The sequence below is a fragment of the Paenisporosarcina quisquiliarum genome (assembly GCF_043641925.1).
GTDB lineage: Bacteria > Bacillota > Bacilli > Bacillales_A > Planococcaceae > Paenisporosarcina > Paenisporosarcina quisquiliarum_A.
This window is the reverse complement of sequence record NZ_JBHZRU010000002.1, coordinates 94,334-116,416: the sequence shown is the minus strand read 5'-3', so window position 1 is coordinate 116,416 and position 22,083 is coordinate 94,334. Positions and strand designations below refer to the sequence as shown.

Annotated in this window: 19 protein-coding genes, 1 other RNA gene and 2 other annotated features; of the genes, 1 reads left to right on the top strand and 19 read right to left on the bottom strand. The window is 37.0% G+C overall.

Annotated elements, in window-relative coordinates:
• Positions 1–81 precede the first annotated feature (81 nt).
• From greA to cymR, 15 genes are all read right to left on the bottom strand, one after another.
• Complete coding sequence (gene greA / locus ACHUE4_RS02265) at positions 82–558, bottom strand: transcription elongation factor GreA (RefSeq protein WP_394187664.1); 477 nt, start codon at positions 556–558, stop codon at positions 82–84.
• 109 nt (positions 559–667) lie between these two features.
• Positions 668–1,306 (bottom strand): uridine kinase, encoded by a 639-nt coding sequence (gene udk / locus ACHUE4_RS02260; protein WP_394187663.1) that lies wholly within the window; start codon positions 1,304–1,306, stop codon positions 668–670.
• Entirely contained in the window at positions 1,303–2,580 is a 1,278-nt protein-coding gene (locus tag ACHUE4_RS02255; protein ID WP_394187662.1) for a peptidase U32 family protein, read from the bottom strand. Before ACHUE4_RS02255 ends, udk begins: the two co-directional genes overlap by 4 nt.
• 80 nt (positions 2,581–2,660) lie before the next feature.
• Positions 2,661–3,590 carry a peptidase U32 family protein gene (locus ACHUE4_RS02250; protein WP_394187660.1) on the bottom strand — a complete coding sequence of 310 codons (930 nt, stop codon included), beginning with the start codon at positions 3,588–3,590 and terminating at the stop codon, positions 2,661–2,663.
• Positions 3,591–3,595: 5 nt separating this feature from the next.
• On the bottom strand, positions 3,596–4,231 hold the full coding sequence (locus ACHUE4_RS02245) for an O-methyltransferase (RefSeq protein ID WP_394187659.1): 636 nt from the start codon (positions 4,229–4,231) through the stop codon (positions 3,596–3,598).
• 173 nt (positions 4,232–4,404) lie between these two features.
• Positions 4,405–5,520 carry an endolytic transglycosylase MltG gene (gene mltG, locus ACHUE4_RS02240; protein ID WP_394187658.1) on the bottom strand — a complete coding sequence of 372 codons (1,116 nt, stop codon included), beginning with the start codon at positions 5,518–5,520 and terminating at the stop codon, positions 4,405–4,407.
• Positions 5,521–5,616: 96 nt separating this feature from the next.
• The gene (locus tag ACHUE4_RS02235; protein ID WP_394187657.1) at positions 5,617–5,913 is read right to left on the bottom strand and encodes a DUF1292 domain-containing protein; all 297 of its coding nucleotides are present in this window, start codon (positions 5,911–5,913) and stop codon (positions 5,617–5,619) included.
• A 5-nt stretch (positions 5,914–5,918) separates the two neighbouring features.
• On the bottom strand, positions 5,919–6,344 hold the full coding sequence (gene ruvX, locus ACHUE4_RS02230) for a Holliday junction resolvase RuvX (RefSeq protein ID WP_394187656.1): 426 nt from the start codon (positions 6,342–6,344) through the stop codon (positions 5,919–5,921).
• A gap of 2 nt (positions 6,345–6,346) precedes the next feature.
• The gene (locus ACHUE4_RS02225) at positions 6,347–6,613 is read right to left on the bottom strand and encodes an IreB family regulatory phosphoprotein (protein WP_017380185.1); all 267 of its coding nucleotides are present in this window, start codon (positions 6,611–6,613) and stop codon (positions 6,347–6,349) included.
• A gap of 89 nt (positions 6,614–6,702) precedes the next feature.
• Complete coding sequence (gene alaS, locus ACHUE4_RS02220; RefSeq protein ID WP_394187655.1) at positions 6,703–9,330, bottom strand: alanine--tRNA ligase; 2,628 nt, start codon at positions 9,328–9,330, stop codon at positions 6,703–6,705.
• Positions 9,331–9,373: 43 nt separating this feature from the next.
• Positions 9,374–9,583: a binding site (T-box leader), on the bottom strand.
• 96 nt (positions 9,584–9,679) lie between these two features.
• The gene (recD2, locus tag ACHUE4_RS02215; protein ID WP_394187654.1) at positions 9,680–12,103 is read right to left on the bottom strand and encodes an SF1B family DNA helicase RecD2; all 2,424 of its coding nucleotides are present in this window, start codon (positions 12,101–12,103) and stop codon (positions 9,680–9,682) included.
• A gap of 20 nt (positions 12,104–12,123) precedes the next feature.
• A complete protein-coding gene (locus ACHUE4_RS02210; protein WP_394187653.1) occupies positions 12,124–12,780 on the bottom strand; it encodes a tetratricopeptide repeat protein in 657 nt (218 codons plus the stop codon).
• Positions 12,781–12,798: 18 nt separating this feature from the next.
• Positions 12,799–13,920, bottom strand: a complete 1,122-nt coding sequence (mnmA, locus tag ACHUE4_RS02205; RefSeq protein WP_394187652.1) for a tRNA 2-thiouridine(34) synthase MnmA — start codon at positions 13,918–13,920, stop codon at positions 12,799–12,801.
• Between the two features lie 21 nt (positions 13,921–13,941).
• Positions 13,942–15,084 carry a cysteine desulfurase family protein gene (locus ACHUE4_RS02200; protein WP_394187651.1) on the bottom strand — a complete coding sequence of 381 codons (1,143 nt, stop codon included), beginning with the start codon at positions 15,082–15,084 and terminating at the stop codon, positions 13,942–13,944.
• 35 nt (positions 15,085–15,119) lie between these two features.
• Positions 15,120–15,539: a cysteine metabolism transcriptional regulator CymR gene (gene cymR, locus ACHUE4_RS02195; RefSeq protein ID WP_394187650.1), complete on the bottom strand. Its 420-nt coding sequence runs from the start codon at positions 15,537–15,539 to the stop codon at positions 15,120–15,122.
• Positions 15,540–15,674: 135 nt separating this feature from the next.
• On the opposite strand from cymR, the gene ACHUE4_RS02190 reads away from it, so the two are divergent.
• Positions 15,675–16,964 carry a replication-associated recombination protein A gene (locus ACHUE4_RS02190; protein WP_394187649.1) on the top strand — a complete coding sequence of 430 codons (1,290 nt, stop codon included), beginning with the start codon at positions 15,675–15,677 and terminating at the stop codon, positions 16,962–16,964.
• A gap of 30 nt (positions 16,965–16,994) precedes the next feature.
• On the opposite strand, the gene ACHUE4_RS02185 is transcribed toward ACHUE4_RS02190, so the two are convergent.
• From ACHUE4_RS02185 to hisS, 4 genes are all read right to left on the bottom strand, one after another.
• On the bottom strand, positions 16,995–17,756 hold the full coding sequence (locus ACHUE4_RS02185) for a tRNA threonylcarbamoyladenosine dehydratase (RefSeq protein WP_394187648.1): 762 nt from the start codon (positions 17,754–17,756) through the stop codon (positions 16,995–16,997).
• Between the two features lie 97 nt (positions 17,757–17,853).
• A non-coding RNA gene (ssrS, locus tag ACHUE4_RS02180) (6S RNA) lies at positions 17,854–18,037 on the bottom strand.
• Positions 18,038–18,081: 44 nt separating this feature from the next.
• Positions 18,082–19,869 carry an aspartate--tRNA ligase gene (aspS, locus tag ACHUE4_RS02175; protein ID WP_394187647.1) on the bottom strand — a complete coding sequence of 596 codons (1,788 nt, stop codon included), beginning with the start codon at positions 19,867–19,869 and terminating at the stop codon, positions 18,082–18,084.
• Entirely contained in the window at positions 19,866–21,158 is a 1,293-nt protein-coding gene (gene hisS, locus ACHUE4_RS02170) for a histidine--tRNA ligase (protein WP_394187646.1), read from the bottom strand. The genes aspS and hisS overlap by 4 nt, the downstream gene beginning before the upstream one ends.
• Before the next feature lie 62 nt (positions 21,159–21,220).
• Positions 21,221–21,455: a binding site (T-box leader), on the bottom strand.
• Between the last annotated feature and the right edge of the window lie 628 nt (positions 21,456–22,083).

The window sequence follows — 22,083 nt, the reverse complement described above, 5'->3', positions numbered from 1 at the left end:
ATCATTTCGATCCCCATTCCTAAGAAAACAAATGTATAGAAAATCCACTCCCATCAAGACAGGAGTGGATTTTAAATAGTATTAATTAATAGAAACGATTTTAACGTCCATCTCTCCACCAGGTGTTAATACTTTAACCTGGTCTCCAACTGAACGCCCAATTAAACTTTTAGCAATTGGAGAATCATTTGAAATTAGTCCTTCGATAGGGTCAGCTTCAGCTGAGCCAACGATCGTATATGTTTCTTGATCGCCATCAGGAATTTCTATAAATGAAACCGTTTTCCCTAGTGAGACGATATCGTTATTTTTTTCATCTTCTTCAATTATGACTGCATTGCGAATCATAGATTCTAAAGTTGAAATACGTCCTTCCACAAAGGCTTGGTCCTCTTTCGCAGAATCGTACTCAGAGTTTTCCGATAAATCGCCAAAACTACGGGCAATTTTAATACGTTCTACTACTTCTTTACGTTTAACCGTTTTAAGGAACTCAAGTTCATCAGATAATTTCTTTTTCCCCGCTACTGTCATTGGATATTGTTTTTCTGTAGACAATGTATTTCACTCCTTCAACTACTTGCATCCTCTTAAAAATAATATGCCGGATAGCACTTGGATATACGACACAATTTTTAGATAATATTGTCAGTCTTTGAATATCATATTACACAATGATATCAGATTCAAGAATAGTTTTAATTTTTGTAACCATTAAATCGATTGCAACTTGGTTTTGACCACCTTCAGGAATGATAATATCTGCATATCTCTTCGTAGGTTCGATGAATTGGTTGTGCATTGGACGAACAACTGACAAGTATTGTTCCACAACTGATTCAATCGAACGTCCGCGTTCATTGATATCTCTTAATATTCGTCTAATGATTCGTAAATCCGAATCTGTATCAACAAATAATTTAATATCCATTAAATTGCGTAAACGTTCATCTTCTAAAACTAAAATTCCTTCGAGAATAATAACATCCTGTGGTTCAACGATTATACTGTCTTTCGCTCGAGTATGCAAAGCATAATCATATATTGGCTTTTCTATGGCTTGTCTATTTAGCAATTGGTGTATGTGTTCGATTAACAAATCAGTATCAAATGCTAATGGATGATCATAGTTCGTTTTTAAACGCTCTTCCATCTCTAAATGACTCTGATTTTTATAATAATAGTCTTGTTCAATAACTACAACAGCATGCTCTTTGTATACTTCATAAATGGCGTTTGTAACACTTGTTTTACCGGAACCAGATCCTCCTGCAATTCCGATGACAACTGGACGTTTATGATTCATCTGATAATCTCCCTTCGCATCATATTATTTGGGTAAAGCGGGACTTCGGATTTAAATTGAACAATTTGTTTCGGATGTCTTGCTATGTCTATTGGACGACCTTTTTCATCCCACAATTCGTTAATCGTCATACGTACATTGTTGATTTCAGGTCCGAAAAATTCAACTTCGTGACCGACTTCAAAATAGTTTCTTTGTTGTAAAGTAACTATTTGCGATTCTTGATCGTAATTTAAAACTAGCCCTATAAAGTCTGTAGATGTTTTTCTACCATGTATACCATACATTTGTTCATCAACCCCTGGTTCACCTTCAAAGAAAGCCGAAGCAGAGTCTCGATTCGCACATTTATCTAATTCTTCTAGCCATTCTTGTTTAATCTTAAAATTATCTGGATCTGCACAATACGCATCAATTACCTTTCGGTATACGCTAACAACTGTAGCTACATAATGAATCGATTTCATGCGCCCTTCAATTTTAAGAGAGTCAATTCCAAGTTCAATCATTCTTGGAATAGATTCAACTAATTTTAAATCTTTAGGACTCATGGCAAATGGCGCATCCGATTCATCGAATAAAGCTTTTTCATTGCCATCTTGAACGGTATATAAATCATAGTCCCATCGACATGACTGGCAACATCCTCCACGATTAGAATCACGTGCAGTCATATGATTAGACAATGTACAACGCCCACTGTAGGCAATACACATCGCACCATGAATAAAAGCTTCAATTTCAATATCGACTTTTTCTTTCATTTCTTGTATTTCATCACCGCTAGTTTCTCTAGCCAGTACTACTCGATGTAATCCTTCATTTTTCCAGTACTCTACTGCCTTCCAGTTAGAAAGTGATTGCTGAGTACTTAAATGAATCTCAAGTTTCGGTGCTTCTTGACGACAAGTTTCAATGATTAATGGGTCCGCAACAATTATACCAGTGACCCCTGCAGATTCAATGTTCTTTAAATAATCAGCTAACCCAAACATATTTTCATTGTGAGCAAAAATATTGGTCGTTACATAAATCTTCGCACCATAAGGATTTGCAAATTCAACCGCTTGTCGCATTTCATCAATAGAAAAATTCCCAGCATTTGAACGTAATCCAAATTCTCGGCCGCCAATAAAAACAGCATCCGCTCCGTAATGAATAGCTATTTTCAACTTTTCTAAATCCCCAGCTGGAGCAAGGAGCTCAGGTTTTTTTGTAATGACCCGTTTTCCATCTATATATTCGCTGATTCCTTTTTGTTGTAACAATGACATAGAAATCCTCTTTTCTTAAAAGCTTTGTAAACTTTTGCAATGCATTTGGCTTCGTTAAATATTCGTTAAAAAGAGCTATCTTAATAAACCGTTTCCTTAAAGAAAAATCCTGTATCAAGCGGGCGTAAATCTGATTGGATATTCTCTATTGAAGCTACTAGTTGATTTTTTAACTCTTCATATAAATCAGGTGATTCCATATATGCATCGATCGCTTGACGATATAATGCCGTTACGGTCGTAATATACGATTCCTCTTGTAAAATGCCATCGATTTTAAATGAATCGATTTCGGCTTCAATCATTTCTCCTAGTTCATCGATTAAACACATGTCATTAGGACTGAAAATATGTGTTCCATTTACATCTTCAAATATAGGGTATTTATTGTTTCGTTCTTTATCATGTAGAAACATCGGTTGACCACTAGAGCGATTCTCAATTTCCATTGCTTTATCTTGATAAAGAAAATAATTTCCTAACAAGGCTCTTTTTGATTGGAACATGCATGTCATCCCATGAATTTGAACCTCAATCGCTACTTCTGCGTTTTCTTTTATTTCAACGACTTCTTCGAGGCTTAATTCTCTTGCAAGAACTGCTCTATTGGCACCCCGTCTACCCCAGTAGTTTGCTGTGAACCAGTTGGTCGCCGTGGTTTCAGTATTCCAATGCAGAGGAATGGATAGCTGAGAATCTTTTTTTATTTGAACGATTGCTGGATCTCCAAATACAATTCCATCAACGTTCATCTGTTCTAAGTTCTTCATATAAGGTAAAAGGGCATCAATTTTTTCATTATGAAATAAAGCATTCATCGATACATAGACCTTTTTGTTTGAAGCGTGAGCGAGTTGAACTGATTTTTCAATATCTGTTAGTTTAAATTCACCAGGGAGCCTTAATCCGAATTGTTTTTCACCAATTAGAAATGCATCAGCACCCGCAGAAATAAGTTCATTTAGATGATTTACAGATTTTGGCGTAACGAGAAGTTCTGGTTTTTTCATCAATGTCACCTCTTTATACTTATCGTAATTCCATCACCAATTGGAAGGAAGGTTGTTATATAATCTTCGTGATTCATTAACCATTTTGTGAAGGATTGAAGATTTCTTACCATTGTTCGTTTTCTTCTAGGAACATCAGATAGCTGAATCTCAGTAAAACCACGCATCAACATATTGTCACAATAAATAACACCACCTGAAGGCACTAGTGGTGAATACTTATCAAAAAATCGTTGATATTGACCTTTAGCTGCATCAATAAAAATAGCTTGGTATTTAGTGGATGCGAGTGAATGTAAATCAATATCCAATGCATCTCCAGATAATAATTGAATCCTATTGGATAATTCATTTTTTTCGATATATGTGCGAGCTAATTCAGCCCGATTTTCATCTTTTTCAATCGTTGTGATCATTGTATTTGGAAGGGCTGTCGCCATTCGTATGGCTGAATAACCAATTGCAGAACCAATTTCTAATATTGAATCTGGATTTTGTAATCTTAAAAGTTGTAAAAATGATTCAATTGAAACGAGTTCCATAATTGGAATATGGTTGATTCGAGCGAATTCTTCCATTTCCATTAATTGTGGCGAACGATTAATTATATGTGATTCAATGTAGGAATCTGTTGTCCTCATATCGACTTTAACTCCTTTAATTCGCAAAAATTACACTCAATCATAGCATTACAAATTCCAAGCTGGCAACCTTATTGTCACAACCTACCATGTTTTCTTATGTAAAGTTTTCAAAAGTTGGACACCTTTAGACACGAAAAAAGAAGGAAAGCGAATAGCTTCCCTTCAACCCCTTAACGCAAGTGTTCTTCGATTTTTTGCAAGTGTTCTTCGTAACTTTCAGAAAAATAATTCGTTCCATTTTCATCAGCAAGGAAATATAAATTATCTGATTCAGGTGCATTTAGAACTGCATCAATAGATGCTTGTCCAGGATTAGCAATCGGGCCTGGAGGTAGACCTTGAACCGAATACGTATTATATGGATGTTCTGTATTTTTATCAGAGGCAATATTGTCTCTTTCCCCTTCAAATGCATACAAAACAGTTGGATCCGTCTGTAAAGGAATCCCTTCATCTAGACGATTAAAGAAAACACTCGCAATCATTTCGCGGTCAGTGGAAGCTGTTGCTTCTTCTTCTAATAAGGAAGCAAATGTTAATAGCCAATGAACCGTTTTTTCTTGTTCTGCTAACACATCTGTATACGGTGCAACTACAGTAGCAGTTGAACTCAACATTTGATCAACAATCTCTTCTAAAGAAGGGTTTTCTTCATAAAAAGCATACGTAGCAGGATATAAGTACCCTTCAAATGCGTAACGAACATTCTCGCCTTTTACTTCATCAGTCAATAATGTTGGATATTTATTAATCATTTCGTCGATAAAAACTGGATCTTTCACAAGTTCTAAAAAGTCTTCTGCTGAATGAGCAGTTCTTTTTTCAACAACTGCCGCTATTTGACCCAATGTTAAACCTTCAGGTACTGTCATAGTGAAAACTGGTTCACGATATACTTTACCCGTTTTTAAACTTTCAATTAATTCGTCAAGAGTCATCGCTTGCGTTAAGCCATAATCACCTGCTTGGAAATCTGATTCGTTGTTAAACTTTGCATAATATTTGAAAATACGAGCATCTTTAATAATCTCATTTTTTTCTAATAGTGTTGCAATTGAATCTAAATTTGAACCAATTTCGACTGTAATAGGGATAACTTTTTCAGAATTTTCATCCATCGGTTGTAAAGCACTCTTTACATAATTGTATCCACTATAGGCTGCAATACCCCCGCCAATCAAGACAATTAGAACAATTGCAAGCACAATCCGTCGAACGATTTTCACTTCTTTTTTCTTTTCTTTCATACGATTAAACATAATCTCTTTTTTTGTTTCGTTTTCCACGGGTTTCCCCCCTCTATCTGACACTTATTATACTAGAATTTTACACAAAAGAAAAAGGTGGAATGATTTTATTCATTCCACCTTTAGAAAGATTGATTATTCTTCGTCTTCTTCCTCTTCTTCATCTAAGAAAGTGTTAAGCATTTCTTCAATCATCGCCCACTCTTCGTCAGTTTCGATTGGTTGAAGTTCGCCATCTTTACCGTCTTCTGATGGTAAGAAAGAAGATGCATGAATTTCAATCTCTTCATTTTCATCTTCTTCAGCACCAATTGGGTAGTAAAGAACATATGATTTTTTAAATTCATCTGACTCAAATGTAAAAAGAATCTCGCATAATTGCTCTGTACCGTTATCATCTACTACTGTAATGTTTTGTTGTCCGTGTTCCATTCCAATCACCTCATATTAGATTTGCTGTCTAAGTAACCTTGTAAAATCATAACCGCAGCCATTTTATCAATCACTTGTTTCCTTTTTTTACGGCTCACATCTGCTTGTATTAACATTCTTTCTGCAGCAGCCGTTGTTAAGCGCTCATCCCATAAGACAACAGGTTTGTTAAATGTCACTTTGAGCAATTCAGCGAACCTTTCAGATGCTTCAGCTCTAGGACCAATACTGTTGTTCATGTTTTTTGGATAACCCACAACAAAAGTAGACACTTCATGAGATTTCACAAGTTCTTCAATCCGATCAATGCCGAATTGGTTATTACTTTCATCAATTTTGATGGTTTCAATCCCTTGGGCTGTCCAACCGAAAGCATCGCTAACTGCGATACCAACCGTTTTTGAACCAACATCAAGCCCCATTATTCTCATGTCTACGCCTCGTTATTCTTCTTGATATAAAACTTAACAAGCTCTTCAAGGATTTCGTCTCGCTCAAGCTTGCGTATCAAATTACGTGCTTCTTGATGGCGAGGAATATATGCCGGATCACCCGAAAGTAAATAGCCGACGATTTGGTTAATTGGGTTGTAACCTTTCTCTTCAAGTGCCGAATGGACATGAAGCATTACTTGTTTTACTTCTTGTTCCATAGACTCTTCTGGAAAGTTAAACTTCATCGTCTTGTCAAATGAACTCATGATCAGCACCTCGCTTTCAGAAAAAATGGGTTGTACTTATATATATGATTTTGACTTACAACATTAGTATAACCGATTTCATCTGACAATTAAACGGATTTGACATAATCATACACAGATTGTAAAGCACCATCAAGTTTTGAAGCATCTTTAGCGCCGGCCATCGCCATATCCGGACGACCTCCACCCTTGCCATCACATTGTTCTGCAACAAATTTCACAAGATTTCCTGCATGATATTTGCCACCTGATAAATCGTTTGTTACACCAGCGATTAACATAACTTTTCCTTCTTCAGATGCACCTAAAACAATAACAGCCTGTTTCATTTTTGTTTTTAAGTCGTCCACCATTTGTCGTAATTGGTTATTATCTTTCGCTTCAACACGCGCAGATAATACCGTAACACCATTCATTTCTTGTGCATTTGAAAGTACAGAAGACGACTGGCTATTCGCAATTTTTGCGGATAATGATTCATTTTCTCTTTGTATTAGTTTCATTTCCATCTGTAATCCTTGGATTTTCGTTAATAAATCTTTCGGATTTGATTTAACTAAAGTTGCAACTTCACTCAAAAGTTGTTCCTCTGCTTTAATTAATTCATAAGCAGCTTTTCCAGTTAGAGCTTCAATTCGTCGAGTTCCCGCTCCAATACCACTTTCTGAAACAAGTTTGAAGAACCCAATTTGTGAAGTATTACTTACATGGCATCCACCGCATAATTCAAGTGAGTAACTGTCAATTGATACGACACGGACAATCTTACCGTATTTTTCACCAAACAACGCCATTGCGCCCATTTGCTTCGCTTCATCAATCCCATGATAGCCAGTTATAACTTGAATATCTTCCCAAATTTTTTCATTCACTTGTTGTTCAATTTTTTCGAGTTCTTCTTTTGTTACTTGACCAAAATGAGAGAAGTCAAAACGCAAACGGTCAGGTCCAACATAAGAACCAGCTTGGTTAACATGCGTTCCTAATACATCCTTTAATGCTTGGTGTAAAAGATGTGTAGCGGTATGGTTCTTAACAGTTGAGTTTCTTGATGATTGGTCAACTAATGCAGTTACATCATGACCTGTTGTAAGCTCTCCTGATTCAATTAAAACTGTGTGTAAATTTTGACCGTTAGGAGCTTTTTGAACGTCTTTTACTAAACCTTTAAACAAATCACTTTCTAGTGAACCATGATCAGCAATTTGTCCGCCACTTTCAGCATAAAAAGGCGTTTGTTCAAGAATTAATTTAACTTCATCACCTTCATTAGCATGGTTTACTATTTCACCATCTTTAATGATGACAAGCGCTTTTGTGCTTATAGCTAAAGTATCATAACCAACAAAAGTACTCTCCTCTTTAAGATTACCTAAAACTTCTGATTGTACTTGCATTGAATCAACGTCTTTTCTTGCTGAACGAGCACGTGTACGTTGCTCTTCTAGCGATGCTTTAAACCCTTCATGATCAACGGTCATTCCAGCTTCTTCAGCGTACTCTTCGGTTAACTCCACTGGGAAACCGTACGTATCATATAAACGGAAAGCATCATTACCAGGAATAATGTTCAAGCCTGCTTCTTGCTGAGATGATATGACAGCTGATAATATACTTAACCCATCTTGCAATGTTTCATGGAAACGTTCTTCTTCATTTTTAATAACGCGCATAATGAAATCTTGTTTTGATTCCACTTCAGGATAAAAATCGTTCATGATTTCGCCAATAATCGGAACCAGTGTATACATGAATGGACGATCAATCCCTAAATTTTTCCCGTAACGTACAGCACGACGTAATAGTCTACGTAATACATACCCACGACCTTCATTAGATGGTAATGCACCATCACCAATTGCGAATGCAACCGTACGCGTGTGGTCAGCAATTACTTTAAATGCTAAATCATCATTTAAATCTTTCCCGTACGACTTTAATGATACTTCCTCTGTCTTTTGAATGATTGGCATAAACAAATCTGTATCAAAATTAGTTGGAACATTTTGCACAACACACGCCATACGTTCTAGGCCCATTCCAGTATCAATATTTTGTTTTGGTAATGGTGTATACGTATGATCTGGATTGTGATTAAATTCCGAGAAAACTAAATTCCATATTTCTAAATAACGGTCGTTTTCACCGCCCGCATACATTTCAGGATCTGTTGGATCATTGCCGTAGCTTTCTCCACGGTCATAGAAGATTTCAGAGTTAGGTCCGCTTGGTCCTTCTCCGATATCCCAAAAATTTCCTTCCAAACGAATAATTCGTTCTTCTGGAATGCCGATTAAGTCTCTCCAAATCGCATAAGCTTCTTCATCTTCAGGATGCACGGTAATCGATAGGAGTTCAGGATTAAAGCCCATCCATTTTTTATCCGTTAGAAATTCCCAAGCCCATTCAATTGCTTCTTTTTTAAAGTACTCTCCAATTGAAAAGTTCCCAAGCATTTCAAAAAACGTATGGTGCCTTGCTGTTTTCCCCACATTTTCGATATCGTTTGTGCGAATTGATTTTTGTGCATTCGTAATACGTGGATTTTCCGGTATTACACGTCCATCAAAATACTTCTTCAGGGTAGCAACACCACTATTAATCCAAAGTAATGAATTATCATTGATCGGAACGAGTGGAGCACTTGGTTCAACTGCATGGCCTTTTTCAATAAAGAAATCTAAATACATTCGACGTATTTCTGCTGCTGTTTTCATCTTTCATTCCTCCTTAAAATAGAAAAAGCCCTCAATCCCCTAAAAAAGGGACGAAGGCTTTAAATTCGCGGTACCACCCTAGTTACAGCAAAACGTGACTGCTGTCTCTCGATTATGCCTTAACGCGGCTCACGGCAGGGATTAGCTGCACTTAAGAGTAGCTTTCCATTCAAATACTTGAAGGTTCTTTCAGCCGAGGAACCTTTTTCTAAGACAAGAATTTTAAATGTACTTTCTCTATCAACGTGTTTAATTATGCTTGCTTTTCATGAAAAATGAATGAAAATACTTCTTCAAATTGAGCAACTTTTTTTTAGTATAAAAAACAATTGCCTTTGTGTCAATTCACTTATTCCATAAAATCATAAGGAGTTGAACCATTCATGCCAACTAAAGGATGAATTGAGAGATGATTAGCAGCCGTTAAGATTGCCAAATCTTGATTTTCTACTTCTTCAACTGTAGTAGTAGTGTCCTCCAGTTTCTCTGATTCCTCAGAAACTTCCTGGTTGTTTAACCTTTCTTTTAAAGAAGTTAAACGAGCTAGATCATCATTACGTTCAATCCCATATTTAAATACATCAGCATCCCCACAAAGAATCAAGAAATTCTTTGCCCTGGTAATGCCGGTATACAGTAAATTTCGACGCAACATTTTCATATAACTTCTGACAACAGGCATAATGACAATCGGAAATTCACTACCTTGAGATTTATGAATAGAACAACAATAAGCTAATGTTAACTGGCCTAAATCACTACGTTGATAGGTTACTTCAATCCCTTCAAAAGAAACGACCATCATATCCTGTTTTTCAACGTTTTCACTGGCTTTTGAAATACTTATAACTTCACCCATATCACCATTAAATACATGGCTCTCTGGTTGATTGATCAATTGAAGTACTTTATCACCAATTCGATAAATTGTATCACCAAAAGTTAGTTCTTTACGTTTTTTCGTATCATTAGGGTTAACCATTTCTTGAATCATTTTATTTAATGCATCAATACCGGCAGGTCCTTTGTACATTGGTGCTAATACTTGTAGTTCTTTAATCGTGTGGCCTTTAGCAAGTGCACTTTTAATGACTTGTTCAACAACTTTTGAAATTTGTTCCGGCCCCGCTTTAATAAACGAACGATCGGAGGTTTTATCCGTTAAATTCGTTGGCATTTTCCCTTTTTTCATTTGATGAGCAAGCTCAATGATAGAGGACCCAGCTGATTGACGATAAATATCCGTCAATTCAACGGTTGGGATCCGACTGGATCCAAGTAAATCCTTTAATACTTGCCCTGGTCCCACGGGTGGTAGTTGATCTTGATCGCCTACAAAGATGACTTGAGCTCCTTCAGGTATCGCTTTTAGCAATTGATGTGCAAGCCATGTATCGACCATCGACATTTCATCAATAATGATTAGCTTTCCTTTTATATCTCGATCTGTCTCTTCTTCTTTATCTTGACCTGTAAAACCAAGTAAACGATGAATCGTCATTGCAGGCAGACCCGTAGATTCGTTTAAACGTTTCGCAGCCCTACCTGTAGGAGCAGCCAAAATGATTGGAAATGGTTCTTCTTTTTTAGCATAGTCTTTTGGGTCAAGTGTTAAACCATGTAATTCTGCATAGACCTCAACCAGACCTCTAACAACAGTCGTTTTACCAGTACCTGGACCTCCTGTTAACAACATCACAGAAGCATTCATACCAAGTTCTATTGCAGCTATTTGAGTTTCAGCATAGGTTACACCTAGCCGTTCTTCTGCATCTCCAAGTGCTTTTCTAATTTCGGAAGTAGGAAAGCCCGTTCGCTCCTTCTGTTCTTGTATTAAAAGCTCGAGTTTGGAAGCTATGCCAACCTCTGAAAAATAGAGAGATGGCAAATAAAAACGAGACATCTCACCTGCCAGTTTTCCATCTTCAACTAATTCGATACAAGCATTAGAAATGGCATCAAAAGGCACTTCTTCAAACTGACTAGATTCTAATAATTGTTTCACGTTCGGTAAAATATGCTCAGCATGTAGATACACATGCCCTTCACTTAAAGATGCAGCATTTAGCAAATGAAAGACTGCTGCTTTAATTCGATCTGGATGATTCCCTGTCATTCCTAATTTTCCACCTAATTCATCTGCACGATGAAAGCCAATTCCTTCTACATCTTCAATTAATCGAAAAGGATTCTTCATTAATACTTCGATTGTCTCTTCTCGATAGGTTTGATAGATACGCATGGCTAGCTGTGGTCCAAAACCCCATTCATTTAATTGAATCATCACACGTTCTAATCCTAAATTTTGCTCCAGTGTAAAACGAATCGTTTCCTTTTTTTCTTTCGCTAATTTTGGAACAGTATCCAGCGATTCTGGGTCATCTAATATGAGACGAATTGCATCTTTACCAAGCTTCTTGACAATGGTTTCAGCTGTTTTACGTCCAATACCTGGAAATAAATCACTAGATAAATAATGGATAATTCCTTGTTCTGTCTCCGGTACATCTTTTGAGAATGTTTCAACTTGGAATTGTGTTCCATACTTTGGGTGCTGTTTGATTTGACCAGTAAAACGATACATTTCTTCATTCATTAACGGTGGAAAGTATCCTGTAACAATGATCTCTTTATCATCGAACGTACTGTTTGTCTCACTGATTTTGAGTTTAATAATGGAGAATAAGTTGGTGGGGTTATGAAAAATGGTGACAACTGGTTTGCCAACTATAAACAAAGCGTCTTGGTTGAATAATTCGATTTGATTTGGCAAACCAATCATCTCCATTCACATTAATTTCGTAGAGCAATCATGTCATATACGTATCGAGCTTGATCAAAATTTGGTTGAAGTGTATATGCCTGTTTTAAATGATAAAGTGCATCCTCAGTTCGGTCAGTGGAGACTGCGTAAAGTACACCTAAATTATAATGAGCATCGGCATTATTTATATCTTCATGAATGACATATACAAACTCTGGCTCTGCTTCTTTAAACATTTCTAAAGCTGCTAAACCGATCCCAAAAGATAGACGAATTTGAATGTCTTCTGGTTCAAGTTCTGCTGCTCTTTGTAAGTATGGCAGTGATAACTTTGGATTGCCTAATCGTTCAAAACACTTTCCTAACATGAAGTAAGCATCTGCACCTTGAATGTTAAACTTAATGGCTTTTTCATAAAGTTTAGCAGCCTCTTCAAAGCGCTCTTGTTCATAATACAAATTAGCCAAGCCATAATAAGCAGTTGCTGATTGCTCATCTAGCGTTAAAGCTTTTTGAAAAAATCTTTCTGCACGTTCAATTTCATTCATGCGAGCTAATAAATTCCCAAAATTAATGTATCCTAATGGGTTATTAGGTTCCTCTTCAATAGCGTTATTAAAATGAACAACAGCTTGTTCATAATCTTTATTTTGAATTGCTAAAATGCCTAAATCTAATTCATTCACGTTACCACTCCTACCTCTTTAACCAACATAAGTTAGTTTTTTACCCTGCTTCATTACTTCATCAATCGTTCCGCCACCTAGACAAACGTCACCGTCGTATAAAACAACTGCTTGTCCTGGGGTAATTGCACGAACAGGTTCAGCAAATGAAATAATAGCACCGTTAGAAGGAGTAAGCTCAACTTTCACTTGAACATCTTCTTGACGGTATCTAAATTTCGCAGTACAACTAAATATGCTATCTAATGGCTTGGTCGTTGTAAAGCTCATATTTACGGCCGTTAATTGATCTGAAAAAAGTGCTTCATGATGAATATTTTGACCAACTAATAACTCATTTTTTTCTAAATTCTTACCTAAAACAAACCAAGGATCACCTGCGCCACCAATCCCTAGCCCGTGACGTTGACCAATTGTATAATACATTAAACCATCGTGACGACCCAGTTTTTCTCCGTCCATCGAAACCATATCACCTGGTTGGGCTGGTAAATACTGACTCAAAAATTCTTTAAAGTTTCGTTCTCCTATGAAACAAATACCTGTGGAATCTTTTTTGGTTGCTGTGGCTAATCCTGCTTCAGAAGCAATTTCTCGCACTAGTTTTTTCTCTAAATGTCCAATTGGAAACATCACTTTTGACAATTGTTCTTGAGACAATTGATTTAAAAAGTAAGTTTGATCTTTGTTGTTATCAAGTCCACGTAAAAGTTGTGTTTCGCCATCTATTTCTTTAACTTGCGCATAGTGTCCTGTAGCTAAATAATCAGCTCCTAAACTAATAGCATGCTCTAAAAATGCTTTGAACTTAATTTCTTTATTACACATCACATCAGGGTTAGGTGTTCTTCCCGCTTTATATTCTTCTAAAAAGTAAGTGAAAACTTTATCCCAATATTGTTTTTCAAAATTAACTGCGTAATAAGGAATGCCTATTTGATTACAAACTTTAATAACATCGTCATAATCCTCAGTGGCCGTACAAACACCATTCTCGTCTGTATCGTCCCAGTTTTTCATAAAAATACCTATTACATCATACCCTTGTTGTTTTAATAAATAAGCTGCAACTGACGAATCTACACCGCCAGACATACCAACGACAACTCGTGTATTTGCAGGATTTTTAACTTCTTGCATGTCGATCACCTTTTCCTAATATTATTTCACAAGTCTTTTTACAACTTTTGCTGTTTTCTTCGCTGCTTCTTCTATATCCTGAATAGTCAAACCGTATCCAAAGCTAAAACGAATTGAATTACGTAGTTCCTCCGCTTTTCCTCCATACATCGCCACTAGGACATGGGAAGGGTCAATTGAACCTGCTGTACAAGCAGACCCACTTGATACAGCTAATCCCTCCATGTCTAAATTAACAAGCAAAGATTCGACGTCTGTATGCGGGAAACTAATATTTAAAATATGGGGTAGAGCGAACTTTTCATGACCATTTAATTTAAATTGAATTTCCTCATTTTTAAGAATTTCAATCATCGTTTCTTTAAATTGTTTATATGTCTCCACTTTTTCAACTATTGTTTGTTCAGAAATCTTAACCGCTTCAGCAAATGCGATCATAGCCGGTACATTTTCAGTTCCAGCTCGTCGTTTCTTTTCTTGCTGACCACCAAACAGTTGAGGAGATAGTCTCGTTCCTTTTTTTTGAAATAAAAACCCAATTCCTTTTGGACCGTTTATTTTATGAGAAGAAACAGAAAGTAAATCCACATGCAGTTCGTCAACTGAAAGCGGGACTAATCCATATGCTTGTACAGCATCTGTATGGAACGATGCTAAGTGATCTTTTAAAAGGTCGCCTATTTCTTTAATAGGCTGAAGTGTACCCACTTCATTGTTTCCAAATATTAACGTCACTAAAATGGTATCGTCACGTAAAGCTTTTTTGAAATCATCAATTGAAATGATTCCCTTCTCATTTACTGGTAAATAAGTAACTTCGAAGCCATCCTTTTCAAGTTTTTGACATGCATGTAATACAGCGTGGTGTTCAATTTGAGAGGTAATAATATGTTTTCCTTCATTTTTCCGAGCGTAAGCAGTTCCAAATATGGCTAGGTTATCTGCTTCTGTTCCACCAGCAGTTAAAATGATTTCTTGCTCTTTTGCGCCGATGCTCTTCGCTAAAATTTCACGCGATTGATCCAACTCTTTTCGAGCATCACGACCTATGGAGTGAATACTTGACGGATTACCATAGATTAGATTCATTGACTGAACCATTTTTTCAATGACAATCGGATGTACAGGAGATGTCGCTGCGTGGTCTAAATATATTTTGTTCATGGGATTCTCCTTTAAAAATAGTAAAAAATTATAGCTTAAATATAATACATATAACCATCAGGTGATGACTCTTCATTATAAGAAGCCAAATCTTCAATTGATGTTGTATCTAATACTGTTTTAACAGCATCTCGGATACGAGACCAAAGTTCTCTTTGAGGCGGTGCCTCGTTTTCAATACCTTCGACAGGTTGGATGGGTCCTTCGAGAACACGAATAACATCCCCTGCAGAAATTAAATGTGGAGGTTTAGTAAGCATATATCCACCATGTGCGCCTCTAACACTTTTAATTAGCCCTGAATTTCGGAGAGGAGATACTAGTTGCTCTAGGTAAGCTTCTGAAAGTTTGTTCTCTGCTGCTATTTGACGGAGCGGTACAGGACCCTCTCCAAATTGTTTAGCTAGTTCGATCATAATCGTTAATCCGTATCGACCTTTTGTTGAAATTCTCAACTAAATCACCTCTATAAGTCCATTAAATTCATCTACATAGTATAGCATATTTCCGACTAATTACCTCTGAAATGACTTTTATATACCTACGTCGTATAATGGAGAACAAATGTACGAAATAAGGAGGAACTCAACTTGCAAAGAGAACCACTTGCTTATCGAATGAGACCTCAAAAACTTGAGGAAGTTGCAGGACAAAAAAACGTTATCGGGAAACATACACCTTTATATAAAATGATTGTAAATGGTCATGTCCCCTCCATGCTTTTATACGGGGAACCTGGAATAGGCAAAACATCGCTTGCCTATGCGATTGCTGGTACGAGCAACCTTCCTTTCATTGCGCTAAATGCGACAAGATCCGGAAAAAAAGATATTGAAGACGTTGTAGCTGAATCTCGCATAACAGGGAAAGTTCTATTATTTTTAGATGAAATCCATCGCTTCAATAAATTACAACAAGATGCCTTACTTCCACATGTTGAAAGTGGAGCGATCGTCTTAATCGGTGCGACAACAGAAAATCCTTTTCACGATGTGAATCCAGCGATACGTTCTCGATGTGGTGAAATTAAGCAATTAAAACGCTTATCTTCAGAGGATTTATTAACATTAGTTCAACGTGCTTTGCGAGACGAACATAAAGGATTAGGACGATTGACGATTCAAATCTCTGAAGAGCAACAAATGAAAATTGCTGACTCAGCTAATGGAGATGCAAGAAAAGCTTTAACGATACTCGAATCCGTTGTTTCCGCTTCTGACGAAGAAAATGGCATTATTATTGTAGAAGATGCTTTGCTTCAAAACTTGGTAGAACGAATTGGTGTATTTGGGGATAAAAAAGGATCTCATTTTTATAATCTTCTTTCTGCTTTACAAAAATCGGTTCGTGGAAGTGATGTCAATGCTGCTATGTATTATTTAGCTCACTTACTTGAAAATGGCGATCTCGTAGCTGTATCAAGAAGATTACTAGTGATGGCTTACGAGGATATTGGCATGGCAAATCCAGCAGTAGGTGCACATGTATTGGCCAGTATTCAAGCAGCCGAAAGACTTGGATTACCTGAAGCGCGCATTCCATTAGCAAATGCAGTGGTTGAAATGTGTCTTTCAGAAAAATCAAATTCCGCGTATAAAGCGATTGATGCTGCTATTGCCTCTATTCATGCTGGTAAAGTAGGAGATATCCCAAGTCATTTGAGGGATACGCACTACGTGGGAGCAGCTGCTTTAGGTCACGAAGGGTATTTATATCCCCATAATACGCCAATCGGTTCTTTCGGAGGCTGGGTCAATCAAACATACTTACCGGATAACTTAATTGGCACTAAATTCTACGAACCGGTCTTAGCTGGCGAGGAAAAGAAATTAGCCGGAATTTATCAGAAACTTGAAACGTTCAAACAAAAAAAGACGTAAATCGCGATAAATACGATTTACGTCTTTTACTTATTTTCTAACACGATTCATTGGAATTTCTTTAGTTATATCATTAATTACCCAACTCGCTGCTATTAAGCCAGCGACTGATGGTACAAAAGCATTTGAGGACGGAGGCATTTTTGCTTTGCGAATTTTAGCATCAGGTTTTCCTACCGTTTCAACCACATCTTCTCTTACAATAATCGGACTTTCATCAGAGAATACCACTGGAATTCCTTTATAGATACCTTCTTTACGAAGCTTTAATCGAATAACTTTCGCTAAAGGGTCCGTATGCGTTTTTGAAATATCAGCGATTTTAAATCGGGTTGGATCTGTTTTATTGGCAGCACCCATGCTTGAAATCATTTTTACTCCTCGGCTCAGACATTCCTTCATCAAATGTACCTTGTAGATGATTGTATCCGATGCATCAATCACATAATCCAAATCGTAACTAAAGAATTCTTCAAATGTCTCTTCGGTATAAAACATATGTAAATCATGAACTTCACAATTTGGGTTAATATCCAATATTCGTTCTTTCATAATTTCCGATTTAGAACGCCCAACTGTAGAAGTGTACGCAACTAGTTGACGATTAATATTTGTAATGTCTACATTGTCTTTATCCACAAGGATAATCTTCCCCACACCACTTCTAGCACAAGCCTCTGCGGCAAAAGAACCTACCCCACCTATTCCTAAAATAGCAACTGTAGTGTTTTTCATTAGTTCGACACCTTCAGTACCGACTGCTAATTCATTTCTTGAAAATTGATGTAACATGTAATTCCCTCACAATCTACTTCTATTCGGAGTATTTTACTCCATGAAAAACCCTCTAGCAACTACAAATTACTAGAGGGACTATACATAATGTAAGACGAATCCCAACTGTGCCGTCATTTTGAAGCGTATCGTTTTGAACCCGCACACAGCAGGTGGGTATCCACTTTACAACTTAAGACTTCCCCTGGGGGCATGTCAGCTATTGTAAAAGTAAGATTCCCGACGATATAATTGTTCGGTCAAAAGCGATTGGCAATTAACGAACACTTCAGGATTCGTATTACTAGTATCCTACCATGAAATATCTAAAAACTCAATGTATTTACTCTGAATCTTTCGCACTATTCTGAATACGAACCGAAAGACTTAGTTCTTTTAATTGGTCATCAGATACTGCTGAAGGAGCTTTCGTTAAGATATCACTAGCACTCGCAGTTTTAGGAAATGCAATCGTATCTCTTAAGTTTGTACGGCCAGCTAACAACATAACTAAACGATCTAGACCTAGTGCGATTCCGCCATGCGGAGGTGTTCCATACTCAAATGCTTCCAATAAGAAACCGAATTGAGCTTTAGCTTCTTCAGGCGTAAACCCTAAAAGACTAAACATTTTTTCTTGAATTTCTCTTTCGTAAATACGTAGAGATCCTCCACCTAATTCATAGCCGTTTAACACCATATCGTATGCTTGAGCACGAACTTCCATCGGATTTGAATCCATTAACTCAATGTCTTCAACAAATGGCATTGTGAATGGATGGTGAGCTGCATAATATCTACCTTCTTGCTCATCGTATTCAAATAATGGCCAATCGATAATCCATAAAAACTCATATCTGTTCTCATCAATCATTTTCAAGTCTTTTCCTAATTTCGAACGTAATGCGCCAAGTGAATCTGCAACGATAGATTTCTTGTCTGCAACAAACAATAAAAGATCTCCTGGTTCAGCTTGTAGTTTTGAAGAAAGATTTACTCCATCTTCTCCCTCAAAGAATTTAGCAATTGGACCTTTTAATCCTTCAGCATCTACTTTCAGCCAAGCAAGCCCTTTTGCTCCGTAGCGTCCAGCGAATTCACCTAAAGCATCAATATCTTTTCGAGAATATTGGTCTGCAGAACCTTTTACATTTATTGCTTTTACTTGACCACCCGATTCGACTGCTCCAGAAAATACTTTAAATGATGAATGAGCTACTAAGTCAGATACATCTTGTAATTCAAGACCAAATCGCACATCCGGTTTATCTGACCCAAATCGATCCATAGCTTCTGTATACTTCATTCGGTTGAAAGGAATTTGAATATCGATTCCTTTTACTTGCTTCATAATTTTTTGCATCATACGCTCATTCATTTCTAAAATTTCATCCATAGACATGAAACTCATTTCCATATCAATTTGCGTGAATTCTGGTTGACGGTCTGCACGCAAATCTTCATCACGGAAACAACGAGCAATTTGGTAATACTTTTCAAAACCTGACACCATTAGCATTTGCTTAAATAATTGAGGTGATTGTGGTAAAGCGTAAAATTCACCTTCATGCACGCGGCTTGGAACTAAATAATCTCTAGCACCTTCAGGAGTAGACTTCGTTAAAATTGGTGTTTCCACCTCTAAGAAGGTCTCTTCATCTAAAAACTGACGAATCGTTTTGGTAACGTCCGAACGCATTTTAAATGTTTCGTACATAACCGGTCGACGCAAATCTAAATATCTGTATTTTAATCGTAAGTCTTCATTTACATCTGATTGGTTTTCAATTGCAAAAGGCGGATTTTTCGCTTCGTTAATAATCGTAAGGTGAGATGCCTGAACTTCGATTTTCCCTGATTTCATATTAGGATTGATTTGAGCATCTTGACGTGCAACTACTTCACCACTGATTTCAATGACGAATTCACTTCTTAATTTGTCACCTATTGTTAAAGCTTCAGGTGAAATTTCTGGATTAATAACAACTTGTACAATACCCGTACGATCACGCAAATCAACAAAGATTAAACCACCAAGATCACGTCTTTTTTGTACCCATCCTTTTAATAATACCTGTTGTCCAATTTCTTTTTCTGCTACTTCTCCACATGGATGTGTACGTTTTGTCATGCTAATTCCTCCTGCCAAGATAATTTCAGTTGTTCTACATTTTCAACGATTTCTTCAAACGTCATTTCTTTTTGAGCTCCAGTCGATAAATTCTTCAATGCGACTTTTCCAGTCTCAAGTTCTGTATCACCAATAACAACAACGTATTTAGCTTGTAATCGGTCGGCAGATTTCATTTGGGACTTAACTTTACGGTCTAAGAAATCCATTTCAACGGACATGTTATGTTCTCGTAGTTCAGATACGAAAGATAAAGCTTTATCCTTCGCTGAATCTCCCATTGAAACAATGTACATATCAAGTGATTCTTGATTATCAAAACTTTTACCTTCAGCTTCTAGAGCAAGGAACAAACGCTCCATACTCATCGCAAATCCGATACCAGGTGCTTCTGGTCCACCAAGGTCTTCAACAAGACCGTTGTATCGTCCACCGCCAGCAAGTGTAGTAATTGCCCCAAATCCTTCACCTTCGCTCATTATCTCAAAAGCCGTGTGGTTGTAATAATCGAGTCCACGGACTAAATTCGGGTCCACTTCATAACCAATTTTTAAAACCTCTAAATAATGTTTCACTTTTTCAAAATAACCTGCAGATTCTTCATTTAGATAATCTGGTAATTTTGGAGCGGTATTCATCAGTGGGTTTTCACGATCTCGTTTACAATCTAAAATTCGTAATGGGTTTTTTTCTAATCGATTTTGACAATCCGAACAAAATTCTTGAATATGAGGTTCAAAGTGAGCGATTAATGCATCTCTATGAGCTTGTCGACTTTCTGTATCTCCAAGTGAGTTGATGACTAATTTTACTTTCTTTAATCCTGCTTTTTCATAAACCTTCATTGCTAAAGCCATTACTTCTGCATCAATAGCTGGATCTTTACTGCCAATAGCTTCAATTCCAAATTGTACAAATTGACGATATCTTCCTGCTTGTTGACGTTCATAACGGAACATCGGTCCCATGTAGTAAAGTTTAATTGGTTGATTTGGCAACCCAAATAATTTGTTTTCTACATATGAACGTACTACCGAAGCAGTTCCTTCAGGACGTAAAGTTAAGGAGCGATCTCCTCTATCGGTGAATGTATACATTTCTTTTTGAACGATATCAGTGGTATCACCAACTCCACGAGTAAATAATTCCGTGTGTTCAAAGATTGGCGTGCGAATTTCTTTATATTGATATAATCTACATGTATCTCGAACAAGCTCTTCAAGTGCATGCCATTTAAACATTTCCTCGGGTAAAATATCTTTTGTTCCTCTTGGGACATTAATGGACATTTGTTTGTCTCCTTCCATTTCGCAAATAAAAAAAATAAAAAAGCTCCCGCCCCTTGCATATAGCAAGGGACGAGAGCTTATGTAAGCTTCCGCGGTTCCACCCTAGTTGACACAAAATTTTGTGTCCTCTCATTCCGGATAACGACCGGTTCCGTTTTCACCTACTACCTAAAAAGGTTTCGACGAAAAGCCTATCAAGTGTTGTTCACTGGATGCTTCTGTAGGAAAGATTACAGCCACGTCTTTCCCTCTCTTTACAGCGTTTTAAACAGCTAATTTCTTGGTCATCGGCATGATGTTTGTTTTAAGATTAGTTCTTATCTTAATCACTGTGAAGATGGTTGTCAATCTTTTTTTGATTTGTACTGAATTAACAGGAATCAATTTACTCAAATGTAGAAATACCATTTTTTTAAGGAAAAGATGTAAACATATTATATACCTTGTTTCGCTCCTGTCGAACGCTTTCCGCGGAGGCCAACAGGATGTTGGTTTCACAGACGTTGCCACATGATGTAGCGTTCTTAGTCTGTGTTCCTCTTACAGCCGCTTCCCTCGCGTTGCTCAGTCCAGGGTCTTCAGTTCGTGCGTATTCCGCAGGAGTCGCCGACTTCCGCTTCACAGATCACATTATGAAAATTTTTTACTCACACTTTAGGAAAGTTGATTATTTAAAGAGAAATAAAAATTAATCCTTTATTTATTTAAAACATTCTACAAACCTGTTGATGATGTACCTTTTCCACCGACGAAAACACCTGCCACATCACCCTTTAACGGAGAAAGTTGATAATAAGTGAAATACCACTATCCCGTTAACAGGCCAATGAAATTAATAATTCTTTATTACATAGAGTCGAAGTCTGTCTCAAAATGTCAGAAAGTTATAGTCTTTTCCCTCTTCTCTATTTACAATAGATAAAAG

Coding starts and splice junctions, on each gene's coding strand:
- udk (WP_394187663.1), bottom strand. CDS start 1,306: ATGAATCATAAACGTCCAGTTGTCATCGGAATTGCAGGAGGATCTGGT.
- hisS (WP_394187646.1), bottom strand. CDS start 21,158: ATGTCCATTAATGTCCCAAGAGGAACAAAAGATATTTTACCCGAGGAA.
- ACHUE4_RS02250 (WP_394187660.1), bottom strand. CDS start 3,590: ATGAAAAAACCAGAACTTCTCGTTACGCCAAAATCTGTAAATCATCTA.
- ruvX (WP_394187656.1), bottom strand. CDS start 6,344: ATGAGAATAATGGGGCTTGATGTTGGTTCAAAAACGGTTGGTATCGCA.
- ACHUE4_RS02255 (WP_394187662.1), bottom strand. CDS start 2,580: ATGTCATTGTTACAACAAAAAGGAATCAGCGAATATATAGATGGAAAA.
- ACHUE4_RS02185 (WP_394187648.1), bottom strand. CDS start 17,756: ATGTTACATCAATTTTCAAGAAATGAATTAGCAGTCGGTACTGAAGGT.
- alaS (WP_394187655.1), bottom strand. CDS start 9,330: ATGAAAACAGCAGCAGAAATACGTCGAATGTATTTAGATTTCTTTATT.
- aspS (WP_394187647.1), bottom strand. CDS start 19,869: ATGACAAAACGTACACATCCATGTGGAGAAGTAGCAGAAAAAGAAATT.
- ACHUE4_RS02235 (WP_394187657.1), bottom strand. CDS start 5,913: ATGGAACACGGACAACAAAACATTACAGTAGTAGATGATAACGGTACA.
- ACHUE4_RS02245 (WP_394187659.1), bottom strand. CDS start 4,231: ATGAGGACAACAGATTCCTACATTGAATCACATATAATTAATCGTTCG.
- mnmA (WP_394187652.1), bottom strand. CDS start 13,920: ATGCAAGAAGTTAAAAATCCTGCAAATACACGAGTTGTCGTTGGTATG.
- ACHUE4_RS02225 (WP_017380185.1), bottom strand. CDS start 6,613: ATGAGTTCATTTGACAAGACGATGAAGTTTAACTTTCCAGAAGAGTCT.
- ACHUE4_RS02200 (WP_394187651.1), bottom strand. CDS start 15,084: ATGAACAAAATATATTTAGACCACGCAGCGACATCTCCTGTACATCCG.